Raw genomic sequence first — 12,288 nt, forward strand, 5'->3', positions numbered from 1 at the left:
CTTAATAGGCTAAGCCGTCAAATCCTCGCTCTTTTTTCTGTACACATGAAAAGAACGCAGAATAATTATTCGTTTTTTAGTAACAAACTGACTACTTGTTACTGATTTTCTGAAAAATTGAGTTAATCAGTTCTCGAAGAAATACTGTTTATTAGACGTATGCGACTTAAAATTTATAAGGTTCTAGCTGCATTCCAATGTATAAGACAACTTTGAACCCTGCATTTGAAACATCTTGAATTACTTTGAATTTTAATATTATCAACAAGTTGTATTTTAAGGATGGCTCTAGCTAGTTTTAAATCAGAAGAGTAAATTTGCGGTACTTTATGTAAATCTAGTATGCCAAATTATCTAATAATTGATAAAGAGACTCTGATGTAGTGGCAACACCATGTCCTCCTTCATTTAAAACGGTCGTTTGAAGTGCTTGAGATGGCATTATTGTATAAAGAAAAATAGGGGTTGAGAGTGACTGCTGGCGTACCATTTTTATAAATTTTAAACCCGCTAGCGGGTCATCCTCACGGCCCATATCTGTGATGATGGCATCGTAACGATATAGCGAAAGTAAAGTCATCGCATCTTGGGTTGTTTTAGTAAGATAAACACCAAACTTTTTAGCAAGCAGTTCCTTACGCTCTATTTCATTATTTTCAGGATGATCGTCCACCCATAAAATCCGAGCTTTTACATCATGTGGCTCATTGATCACTAACTTTGATGGCTCATTCGGCCACCGTAAATCTAACGCAAATACCAAGCTAAAAATCGTTAATACCGCACCAAATAAACTAAGTAGGATGCGAGTAACTGTTGTTTTTTTATAATGTCTGGAATTTTTTGTACTTGTTGAAGGCTCTGCCTCTGGTAAAACCAAAACTGTCGATGAAGGTTCTATCCAATTTTCTTTTATTGCAGATGAATCGCGATCAACAAGATTAACGCTATCTAAGTTTTCATCTTCCAATTTAACTAAACTTGCACCTATTTCATGACTTAGTCGATAACCACGACCACGTAACGTTTCGATAAGAGGGGGATGTAAACCCGCAAAGAGGAAAAATTTTCGACTATCTGAAATTAATCGAGCGATAGACCAATTACTAACAACAGTATTTGGCCAAATTTGCTTTAATAGATCGGCTTGCTGACAATGATCTGGGTACGCTTCAATTAACAGTCCAAGTAACAATACTATTCTTTCGTCACAGAGCAGAATTTCATTATGATGATGTAAAGTACGAGCTCTGGTATTTAATACAAATGAATCAAAGGAATAACGCATCGATTTTCTAATCATCTCACTTTGGTAGTTTTTTTATTTTAACAAATGTTTTTAGATTGTTCGAAATATAGAATTAATTATTTTAAATAATATGCAGATTGCTCATGGCAAAAAAAAACTGCTAACAATATTGTTAGCAGTTCAGATAAAACAGCAGTCCGTACTTTTTATTGCCAAGGTCTTGCTTGGGCTAACTCATCTTCAAAACGCTGAATTTCTTCGCCTTGTGTTTCGGTAACGCCAATAAAATCTAGACCACTTAATAAACGCTCCTTTATGTCGGCACGCACTTCAAATGCTATCGCTTCAAACCCGTTACAACGTAATTGCTGCGCGGCTAAATCAACATCAATATGTAGCGCTTGTTGCTGAGCTAAAGTAAATAACTGATCTAATGTTTCACTCGGTAGTGCAATGGCGAGCATTTGATTATTCGCGCAGTTATTAAAGAAAATATCAGCAAAACTTTCGGCCAAAATTACTTCAAAACCATATTGTTTTAATGCCCAAGGCGCATGCTCACGTGATGAGCCACAGCCAAAATTATCGCGGGTCAGTAAAACACTAGCTCCTTGATAACGGCTTTCATTCAAAATAAATTCTGGATTCAGCTCGCCATTATCAAGATAACGCCAGTCATAAAATAGCGCCTTATCAAAGCCATCTCGGCTAGTTGACGTTAAAAATTGCTTAGGAATAATTTGATCTGTATCGACATTATTTTTGTCTAATGGCGCTAATAACCCTTGGTGAAACACGCTCATTACGCCTCTCCTCTAATATCAACAAAGTGACCATATACTGCCGCAGCTGCAGCCATGGCTGGGCTCACTAAATGAGTACGCCCCCCGCGACCTTGGCGACCTTCAAAGTTACGGTTTGAAGTAGAAGCACAACGTTTTCCGGCCTCTAATCTATCATCGTTCATCGCTAAACACATTGAACAACCAGGCTCACGCCATTCAAAGCCTGCTGCTTTGAAAATATCGGCTAATCCTTCGTCTTCGGCTTGTTTCTTCACTAAACCAGAACCTGGCACGATTAGCGCCTCAATACCATTAACGACTTGTTTTCCTTGCACAATAGCAGCTGCAGCGCGTAAATCTTCTATGCGGCTGTTAGTACATGAACCAATGAAAACAGTATCCACTTTAACATCAGATATTTTTTGCCCTGGGGTTAAATCCATGTATACAAGTGCCCTGCGAATTGCATCGGCTTTAATCAAATCAGGCTCTTTATCTGGATCTGGAATGATCCCATCAACACCTATCACTTGCTCAGGGCTAGTACCCCAAGTTATTTGAGGTTGAATGTCTGTCGCATCAAATTCTACAACATAGTCAAATACAGCGTCATCATCCGATTGTAGCGTTTGCCAATAAGCAACAGCTTGATGCCAATCTATACCTTTTGGTGCAAATGGGCGCCCCTCCAAATAATCATAGGTTGTTTGGTCTGGTGCAATTAAGCCTGCTTTAGCCCCCATCTCAATACTCATGTTACACAATGTCATGCGTGCTTCCATCGAAAGCTCACGAATGGCTTGACCACAAAATTCAGCTACATAACCATTGCCGCCCGCTGTGCCAAGGCGCCCAATCACCGCCATAATCAAATCTTTTGCTGTAACCGTGGGTTTAAGTGAACCATTGATTTGAATTTTTAATGAGCGTGCTTTTTTTTGCTGCAATGTTTGTGTCGCCAGTACATGTTCAACTTCAGAGGTACCAATACCATGGGCAAGTGCACCAAAGGCACCGTGCGTAGAAGTATGGCTATCGCCACAGACAATTGTTGTGCCGGGTAAAGTAATGCCTTGCTCTGGGCCCATTACATGAACTATACCTTGATTAATAGAACTTAAATCATATAGAGGTACACCAAACTCTTTGCAGTTTTCGGTTAAAGCATTAAGTTGATTTTGTGCAACCTTACTGGCTGCTGCAAGTGAGCGCTCTTTAGTTGAAATATTATGGTCCATGGTCGCAAAGGTTTTATCTGGACGACGTACTTTACGATTTTTTTCTCTTAACCCTGCAAATGCTTGGGGCGACGTCACTTCATGGACTAAGTGACGGTCTACATACAATAAATCGGTTTGTTCGTTAATAGCAGTGATTTTATGCGCCTGCCAAATTTTGTCATATAAGGTTTGAGCCACAATGCTTACCTCTTTGGTGCGGCACTCGGTGACGGTGAGTGCAACTAAAATTAATTAAATACGTGCCACGATCGCCGCAGCAACATCTGCGGTAGTGCAACCTGCTTGCGGATAAATATCTGGCGTCCCAACACCGGCAGCAACCGCTTCGGCCACTGCTTTTTCAATGGTACGCGCCGCTTCTTCTTGTTTAAGTGAATATCTAAGCATCAAAGCTGCACTTAAAATTTGGGCTATCGGGTTGGCAATGCCTTTACCAGCAATATCCGGCGCTGAACCACCAGCAGGTTCATACAAACCAAAACCTGATTGATTTAAGCTTGCTGAAGGCAAAAGGCCCATCGAGCCGGTGATCATTGCGCATTCATCCGATAAAATGTCACCAAATAGGTTGTCGCATAATAAAACATCAAATTGACCCGGATTTTTTACTAATTGCATGGCCGCGTTATCAACATAAATGTATTCGAGTGCGACATCAGGGTAATCTTTTGATACTTCGGTCACTACTTCACGCCACAAAACACTTGATGCCAATACATTGGCCTTATCTACTGAGGTTACTTTATTGCGACGTAAGCGCGCGGCTGAAAAAGCAAAATGGGCAATACGAGCAATCTCTTTACGTGAATAAGTTTGCGTATCAAATGCAGATTCAGACTCGCCTTCACCACTGCGACCTTTTTCACCAAAATAAATACCGCCAGTTAATTCACGTACGCATAAAATATCAAATCCTTTTTCGCTGATATCAGCACGTAAAGGTGATGCAGCACTAAGAGCTGGTAATAATTGCGCTGGGCGTAAATTACAAAACAAACCAAAATGCTTCCGCAGCGGTAATAGGGATGCACGCTCAGGCTGTTCGGCTGGCGGTAGTTTTTCCCATTTTGGCCCACCTACTGAACCAAATAAAATGGCATCGGCCTGCTCACATGCCGCAAGTGTTGCATCTGGTAATGCTTGACCAAATTGATCTATCGCCGCACCACCAATGGCATGATGTGTGCGATTTAAAGTAAAACTGAATTTTTGGCTCACCGCATCTAAAACTTGCTCTGCGGCCGCCATTACCTCAGGGCCAATTCCATCACCGGCTAAAACGGCAATATTATAATTTGACTGACTCATCCTGCTTTCCTTTGTTGTTTTATATCAGACACTTGCTGCGCCCTATAAATTAAATTGTAAACTCGTACCATAGCGCGGACTGATGCCTCTACAATATCGGCTGCAAGGCCTGCACCGTGATATTGTTTACCATCAAATTTGGCGATGATATCAACTTGGCCCAGTGAGCTTTCACCCGCGCCAGTTGCATCAAGGTTGTATTCAATCACTTCAACATCCATTGCTGTAATGCGCTTAATCGCCTTATAAGATGCCTCAACAGGGCCATTGCCGGTCGCGGCTTCAGAGACTTTTTCACCACCAATGACCAAGCCAACTGTGCTGCTGGCAACTGACTGTGAATTCGATGTTGAATTAACAAAATCCAGCTGATAATAGTCATCTTTATCACTGATTTTATTAAAGTGGATCATTGCTTCAAGGTCATAGTCATACACTGTGCCCTTTTGATCTGCCAAGGCTAAAAAGCTTTCATATAAGCTTTCCATATCATAATCGCCGGTTTGATAGCCAAGCTCACTTAAACGATGTTGAATAACATGACGGCCTGAGCGCGAAGTCATATTTAATTGGTTGCTTGGCACACCCACTGTTTCTGGTGACATAATTTCATAGGTATTTTGTGCTTTTAATACACCATCTTGATGAATACCCGAACTATGCGCGAAGGCATTTTCACCGACAATCGCTTTATTCGGTTGCACTGGCATGTTGCAAATTTGGCTTACTTGACGCGACGCTCGATAAATTTCCTCACTATTAATATCGGTATGCAAATTAAGGTAGTCGTGACGCATTTTTAAAATCATTGCCACTTCTTCCATCGAACAGTTACCGGCTCGCTCACCAATACCATTGATAGTACATTCGATTTGACGCGCACCTGCTTGCACTGCAGCAATCGAGTTCGCCACGGCTAAACCTAAATCATTGTGGCAATGCACACTTAAACGCGCTTTATCAATGTTAGGCACGTTATTCATTAAATGACTGATCATCGCCGCATATTCTTGCGGAGTAACATATCCGACCGTATCAGGAAGATTGATGGTAGAAGCACCTGCAGCAATTGCGCGCTCAACAATACGGCATAAATCATCATGTGGAGTACGCCCTGCATCTTCACATGAGAATTCAACATCATCGGTGTAATTACGCGCTAACTTTATCGACTTAACTGCCATTTCAGTTGCTTGGTCTAAACTCATTCGTAACTTATGTTCAAGATGCAATGGACTTGTGGCAATAAAAGTATGAATACGGCGCTGCTCAGCAGGGCGAAGCGCTTCGCCACACGCTTCAATATCTTTCACAACTGCCCGCGCTAAACCACAAATAATTGGTCCTTTTACTTCAGTTGCAATACGCTGCACCGAGCGAAAATCTGCTGGGCTTGATACTGGAAACCCCACCTCCATGACATCTACATTCAGTCGGCTAATAGTATGAGCGAGTTGTAATTTATCATCTTCAGTCAAGCTTGCTTTTAAGGCTTGTTCACCATCACGTAGTGTTGTATCAAAAATCCAAACTTTATCGCTCATTACTGTTCCTTAACTAACAATTTTATAGACATAAAAAAACCCCGACTAAAGCGGGGTTTTTGTAACGTATCTCTTAATGCAAATACACTAAACCCCATCGCTCTTAAGTAAGAGAGAGAGTTTAATATTCAGTGTTAATAATGATGTTATTTGCATTTTTTCATGAACCTTTACATTTCAACGCCACCTTTTTAACATCCACCCCCATGCAAATCAAGCATAAAAACAGCATCAAAACTTAAAAAAAAACAAATTTAAAAATATAAAAACCCAAAAAAAGCAATTAAGTGGTTTTTATATCCAAATTCAAAGCTAATGACGTTTTATCTATAGAGGAAATGTAAAAAGGGTAACATTCTAAGTTTTATTTCATTTTGGATAAAAGTAATCCAAAAATCATGGTTTACAGATTGCAAAGCTCAAGCTAACTGCAAACTGGCCAATTCACTAAAGCCAACTGGAGGAGCTAAATAATACCCCTGTAAAATTGCATCGGTAGAAAATTTTTGTGCTTTTTTAAATTGCTGGTATTGCTCTATCTCAGCAAAAACGACGCGGGTTCCAACATTATGTGATAAAGGCACAATGTCTTTAATATCAGGCAAAATATAGACACTTTTATGATTTTTTTGATTACTTAATGATAATTTAACCTCATCTATCATCAGTGGTAGCCGTGTTAGCTCAGCTAAATCGCCCTTATAACCATCAATCGACATATCAAAACCCAATGCTTTGAGCTGACACAATAACGTAATTGCCTGCGCTGAAGAGTGAAAATAAGCATCGTAGGAAAACTCTAGCGTTATCTTATTGGCCGGCATATTTGTTTGCTGCAGCATTACAGACATTAAATTAAGTAAGTCATATTTTTCAACGTCATATAGAGATAAATTAAGTGAAATTCGTGTATTACGAAATGCAGGGAGCACTTCACTCAACCGCTTAAAAAATATGGTGCTGAATTTATCCATTAAACCAAAAAACTCGATGGCTTTTATCACCTCTAAAGTGTCGAGTTTTTGTCCTTGGTACTGAAAACGAGTCAAAGACTCAAAACCCCACACTTTTTCACTGCGCGCTAGGTACTGCGCTTGAAACTCAATAGATAAAGCATCTCGACGACTCAGCAATTGAGTCAAAAATGCTTTATCTAATTTTATTGCATCAAGCTCGTTTTTATCGATACAGAATATCTTTTGAAAATCATGTAATTTTGCTGGTTTGTGCACCAAAGTGATTTGATCTAAAGGTAAAAACTTTGGCAAAGTATCATCAGCGTTTAGCAATAAAATCAACTGACCTTTAAAGCTTAAGTCTAAAAGCCATGACGAAAATTTTACATCAATAAAATCAGCAAGCGCTGCAATAAAAATAGTCTGTTTATTTTTATTTTGACTTAAAAAGGCTTGTGCCGCGGCGGGAGAAATACACTGCTCAATAGGTCCAGACCATAAATAAGCAAGGCATTTAACCGTATTGGCACGACTTATTTCATTACTATCACAAACTAATATTGTTTGATTAAATTGCACATCGCTCATTGTGTTCTCTAATAATGACCCTCTATTAGTGATAGCACAAAAAGTATGAGTTAACTGAATTTACGAATCTAATTTAAAGCATTTTATTTAATCATTCTTGTTAACTACCAAAATAGAAACTGCATCGTTTTAGCTAAAACAAAAATAATAGATGCTTTTTTATTGCAAATACCTTAACATCAAATAATAACCATTATCAATTAGATTAGCATGCGAAGTAATTCCTATATCTTATTATTTCAAGCCTCTCGCATCTGACTAAAAATGTAACGAACCAATTTTTGAATTAATAACACGCTTCAAAATCACTATCACTTCTTAAAATATTTAAAATAAGACCGTTATGCACGCATCTTCTAAAACCAAATTTAAATTCAATAAGTCGACATTAACGCTGATTCGAGCCATTCATGTTTATGTTTCAATGGCACTCTTAGTAATGATGCTTTTTTTTGCAATTACAGGTATTACGCTCAATCATCCGACTTGGTTTGATGCAAAAGGCATTACTAAATATCAAGAAGATGCATTACCCGCTTATTTATTTACGCTCTCAGCAGACGAGCAACAGCAAGCATTGTCTCATTATGTTGGTAGTAGTTTTGCAATGGACTACTCAACAGCTCAAATAAGCCCTGATGAAATACAACTCGTCCATAAAGGCCCAGGTAGTTATAAAACGCTGACTTTAGATTTGGTTGAAAAACAAAGCTATTTTGAACAGATTGATTATGGCCTGATTGCTATTTTGAATGATTTACACAAAGGCCGTAACAGCGGCAAAGTTTGGGCTTTTATTTTAGATTTGTGCGCCATTTTAATTATTCTATTTTCAATTTCAGGGGCTTTACTACTAGTCCCTCAACAGAAACGTCTTAAAAAATCAATCTCTTACATGCTATTTGCAACCGGCTGCTGCGCGCTGGTTTACTTCACTTTAATTCCTTAACTCTGGAGCCCTTAATGAAAATAACGATCAAAATTATGGCCTTACTTTGCACTTGCTATTGCTTAAATGCCTATAGCGCAGCGCAAATGGATATCTCTCTTACTTTACCCGAAATCACTGAGGGTCAATATCATCGCCCTTATGTCGCGGTATGGGTAGAAGATAGCCACGCTAAGCATCAAGCAACAATCGCACTTTGGCGAGAAGAAAAAGGCTTTAAATGGCTTAAAGATATTCAACGTTGGTGGCGAAAAGCAGGTCGCGATGACAAAGAATTAGTCGACGCAATGACATCAGCAACTCGTCCTGCAGGTCAATACAGACTGACTTGGGATGGACTGAATCAAAATAAACAAGCGCTCACTGCGGGCAACTACACGTTACTGGTTGAAGTAGTACGTGAACATGGCGGCAGAAGCTTAGTTAAACACCCATTTGTACTCAATGAAAAGTTTAATACGACCCTCGCAGCGACAGCTGAAACAGGTCCTATCACAATCACTTATCAATAAGGATCACCATGAAACACTCAATTGCATTAGCGGCGCTTTGCCTTGTTAGTATTCAAGCTCAAGCCCATGATCGTTGGATTTTGCCAAGCCACTTTAATACCTCATCCGACAAAGGAGCAGTCTGGATCACAGCAGATACCAGCGCAAGTAATCAAGTATTTGAATACGATAAACCTTTCTCTGCAGATAAAGTTATCATTCAAACTCCTGAAGGCAAAACAGATGTCCCTGCCGCAATTTTTCAAGGAAAACGTAAAGCAGTATTTGATTACCAACTGACTGTTGATGGTACGTATAAATTTGAATATCCCGTGACAGAGAGCTATTTCACCCGCTTTAAACTAAAAGGCGAAGAACAATGGCAACGTAAACGTGAAGATAAAGCAACAGCCAAAGCTCAAGCTCCAGAAGGTGCTACTGACTTCACCACCCGCTTGAGTATTTCTCGAGTTGAAAGCTACGTTACGCTAAATAAAGCAACAGATACAGTACTGAAACCAAGTGGCAAATATTTAGAGCTTACACCGCTGACACACCCTGCCGATATTGCACAAAACGAAATGGTTAAGTTCAAGCTGACCTTTAATGGCAAACCGATTGAAGGTGTAGAGGTTGATATTATTCCTGAGGGAACGCTTTATCGTAATGAAATTAAAAATATTACTGTCGTTTCTGATCAGTCAGGTTTAGTCAGCTTTGTGCCAAAATACGCAGGACGCTATTTACTACACACAGAGCACACCCAAGCACTAAAAGACAATGATAAAGCCGATGAACTTGCCAGTTCACTCTTTTTAACCTTTGCTGCAAGTTTAGAATAAACAACAAAGCCCTCAATTGAGGGCTTTATTTTTTAGCAATAAAACTTATTTAGCCGATAAATAACCAATTAGTTTATTCATATCTTCAGCTGAGCTCACGCCTGATTTAGCACCAAGTAATAATTTATATTGACCATTAACGATAAAAGTAGGAACCGAATTTAGCGCACCTTTTTCTTTAAAGAAATCTTGATCGCGCTTCATTTTGGCAGCCTTAGTTCTTACTGCAAAGCCACTGAATAATTTATCAAATTTGTCTGCGTCAACGCCTTGCGCAACAAAAATATCTTTTACATCTTGCACATCATTAAATTTATTATGTTTACCATGATAGTGATTAAATAATGCAGCAATCACTTTATCTTTTTGTGGTACAACTTCAGCAGTGGCTAAGGCTTGTGATAGCATTTGTTGATTTTCAGTCGTGTGACCACCCATAAAGTCGACATGGCTTTTCTTAAACTCAATGTCTTTTGGTAATAACGGTTTTAAATCGTGAACTACTTTTTCAAAATTATTACACGCAGGGCAATAAAAAGAGAAAAACTCTTTAATTTCAGGTTTTTTAGTAGCGCGATCCGATATCACTTCATAATGAACGCCTTCTTGGTAATCAACTGCAACTGCAGCTATGGGCGCCAAAAATGCTGCGAATAATAAACCAGTTAAAAACTTCATACTTTTTCCTTCTCCAAATTTTATTTTTATTTAGCTAATAAAAAACTAACTAATTGATTGAATTCTTCTTGTGATTTTACTTCATGAAAATTCACTTTATATTTGTCATTAACAATAAAAGTCGGCACACCAGACAACGCACCAAGCTGAGTATATTTAGTTTGTTCCGCAACCATGTCATTAATTTGCGCTTCAACTGGCATACTAAAAGCTAAATCATCAAACGCTTTACCATCTATGCCATTTAAAACAAATAAATCACGTACATCTTTAATACTACTAAAACGCGCTTTATCACGATGAATATAATTAAAAATCGCTTTTGTCATCGATTCTTCAACGCCTTTTTCTTTCGCCACTAAATAACCGCGCGTTAAGATCGTTTGCTGCTCTTTATTTAAGCCGCCCAAAAAATCCACATGTTTTTTGTTAAACGCGGTACCAGCAGGAAGTTGCTTGGCCAGAGCTATCGCGACTGGCTCCATTTTATAACAATGCGGGCAGTAAAAAGAGAAAAACTCCATCACTTGGGGTGAAGCACTTTTAGCCGTATCAAGCTCTACGTAATGTTTACCCGCTTCAAACTCCGCTGCCCATGCTGCAACTGGCAGCAATAACAGTAACAGGGTTAATTTTAATTTTTTAATCATAATCATCTCTTGTTATGGCATTAAACTGAGTGAAGACTCATTTAATGCTGATAGTTGTTCTTTTAAAGCCAATATTTGTTGTTCCCAGTATTTGTCTGATGCAAACCATGGAAAGTTCCGTGGAAATGCAGGATCTTGCCAACGTTTTGCCACCCAACCCATGTAATGCACCATACGTAATGCTCGCAAAGGTTCGATTAACTTAAACTGACTAAAATCCAGTGGGCAAAACTCTTCATACGCTTGCACTAAAGTATCAAGCTGAATGAGCTGATTGTTTCTATCGCCACTTAACATCATCCAAAGATCTTGAATAGCAGGCCCCATTCGGCTGTCATCCAAATCAACAAACATGAGCTTTTCACCGGTCCACATTATATTGCCCGCATGACAATCACCATGCAAGCGAATGAGACTATTAGCTTTATATGCTTGCTGCACTTGTTTGATCACCATATCTAATACAGTGTAGAAAGCGGTAGTGAGTGACATTGGGATCAACTCACTTGCCACTAAATGCGCGCGCGCTTCAACTAAGTATTCAGCGCTAGTGATGGTCGGACGATGTACAAAGGGCTTTGCTTTTGCCGTTTGGTGCATACGACCGATAAAACGACCCAAAACATCGAGTTGATCTAAGTTATCAACTTCAAAAATTCGCCCGCCGACACTTGGAAATAACGTAAACAAATATCCTTGATGTGAAAATAAACTAGTCCCATCCCGAATAATAGGTGCGACAACAGGAACCTCAGCATTAGCAAGCTCAAATGCAAATTGGTGCTCTTCATTAATTTGCGCTTCAGTCCAACGCTCTGGGCGATAAAATTTAGCCACATAACGTTTACCATCTTCAGCTTTAAATTGATAAACACGATTTTCATAACTATTTAGCGCTAACAATCCTGATTCGGCATAGATACCAACGGTATCTATCGCATCTAAAATAAGATCTGGAGTAAGATCACTAAAACTAAATTTGCTCATAAGGCACCATTAAAAAAAAC

The 12,288-nt window shown here is 39.1% G+C and carries 12 protein-coding genes; 3 read left to right on the forward strand and 9 right to left on the reverse strand.

Annotated elements, in window-relative coordinates:
• Positions 1-337: 337 nt before the first annotated feature.
• From PTUN_RS15815 to PTUN_RS15840, 6 genes are all read right to left on the reverse strand, one after another.
• The gene (locus tag PTUN_RS15815) at positions 338-1,288 is read right to left on the reverse strand and encodes a response regulator (protein WP_009840570.1); all 951 of its coding nucleotides are present in this window, start codon (positions 1,286-1,288) and stop codon (positions 338-340) included.
• Positions 1,289-1,455: 167 nt separating this feature from the next.
• Positions 1,456-2,052 (reverse strand): 3-isopropylmalate dehydratase small subunit, encoded by a 597-nt coding sequence (gene leuD, locus PTUN_RS15820; protein ID WP_009840571.1) that lies wholly within the window; start codon positions 2,050-2,052, stop codon positions 1,456-1,458.
• A complete protein-coding gene (leuC, locus tag PTUN_RS15825) occupies positions 2,052-3,452 on the reverse strand; it encodes a 3-isopropylmalate dehydratase large subunit (protein WP_009840572.1) in 1,401 nt (466 codons plus the stop codon). The genes leuD and leuC overlap by 1 nt, the downstream gene beginning before the upstream one ends.
• Before the next feature lie 54 nt (positions 3,453-3,506).
• Positions 3,507-4,583, reverse strand: a complete 1,077-nt coding sequence (gene leuB, locus PTUN_RS15830) for a 3-isopropylmalate dehydrogenase (protein ID WP_009840573.1) — start codon at positions 4,581-4,583, stop codon at positions 3,507-3,509.
• On the reverse strand, positions 4,580-6,127 hold the full coding sequence (gene leuA / locus PTUN_RS15835; RefSeq protein ID WP_009840574.1) for a 2-isopropylmalate synthase: 1,548 nt from the start codon (positions 6,125-6,127) through the stop codon (positions 4,580-4,582). The genes leuB and leuA overlap by 4 nt, the downstream gene beginning before the upstream one ends.
• A 419-nt stretch (positions 6,128-6,546) precedes the next feature.
• Positions 6,547-7,671, reverse strand: a complete 1,125-nt coding sequence (locus tag PTUN_RS15840; protein WP_009840575.1) for an EAL domain-containing protein — start codon at positions 7,669-7,671, stop codon at positions 6,547-6,549.
• 343 nt (positions 7,672-8,014) lie between these two features.
• On the opposite strand from PTUN_RS15840, the gene PTUN_RS15845 reads away from it, so the two are divergent.
• The 3 genes from PTUN_RS15845 to PTUN_RS15855 are packed head-to-tail and all read left to right on the forward strand — an operon-like array spanning position 8,015 to position 9,953.
• Complete coding sequence (locus PTUN_RS15845) at positions 8,015-8,620, forward strand: PepSY-associated TM helix domain-containing protein (protein WP_009840576.1); 606 nt, start codon at positions 8,015-8,017, stop codon at positions 8,618-8,620.
• 14 nt (positions 8,621-8,634) lie between these two features.
• Complete coding sequence (locus PTUN_RS15850) at positions 8,635-9,132, forward strand: DUF2271 domain-containing protein (protein ID WP_009840577.1); 498 nt, start codon at positions 8,635-8,637, stop codon at positions 9,130-9,132.
• Between the two features lie 8 nt (positions 9,133-9,140).
• Entirely contained in the window at positions 9,141-9,953 is an 813-nt protein-coding gene (locus tag PTUN_RS15855; RefSeq protein ID WP_009840578.1) for a DUF4198 domain-containing protein, read from the forward strand.
• Positions 9,954-9,998: 45 nt separating this feature from the next.
• Here PTUN_RS15855 and PTUN_RS15860 read toward each other — a convergent pair whose 3' ends face one another.
• Genes PTUN_RS15860 through PTUN_RS15870 form a run of 3 tightly spaced genes read right to left on the reverse strand, consistent with a single transcriptional unit; the run spans position 9,999 to position 12,268 of the window.
• Positions 9,999-10,631, reverse strand: a complete 633-nt coding sequence (locus PTUN_RS15860; protein ID WP_009840579.1) for a thiol:disulfide interchange protein DsbA/DsbL — start codon at positions 10,629-10,631, stop codon at positions 9,999-10,001.
• A gap of 26 nt (positions 10,632-10,657) precedes the next feature.
• A complete protein-coding gene (locus PTUN_RS15865) occupies positions 10,658-11,281 on the reverse strand; it encodes a thiol:disulfide interchange protein DsbA/DsbL (protein ID WP_040644337.1) in 624 nt (207 codons plus the stop codon).
• Between the two features lie 12 nt (positions 11,282-11,293).
• Positions 11,294-12,268 (reverse strand): serine/threonine protein kinase, encoded by a 975-nt coding sequence (locus PTUN_RS15870; protein WP_009840581.1) that lies wholly within the window; start codon positions 12,266-12,268, stop codon positions 11,294-11,296.
• Between the last annotated feature and the right edge of the window lie 20 nt (positions 12,269-12,288).

It is taken from the genome of Pseudoalteromonas tunicata, from assembly GCF_002310815.1.
Taxonomy (GTDB): domain Bacteria; phylum Pseudomonadota; class Gammaproteobacteria; order Enterobacterales; family Alteromonadaceae; genus Pseudoalteromonas; species Pseudoalteromonas tunicata.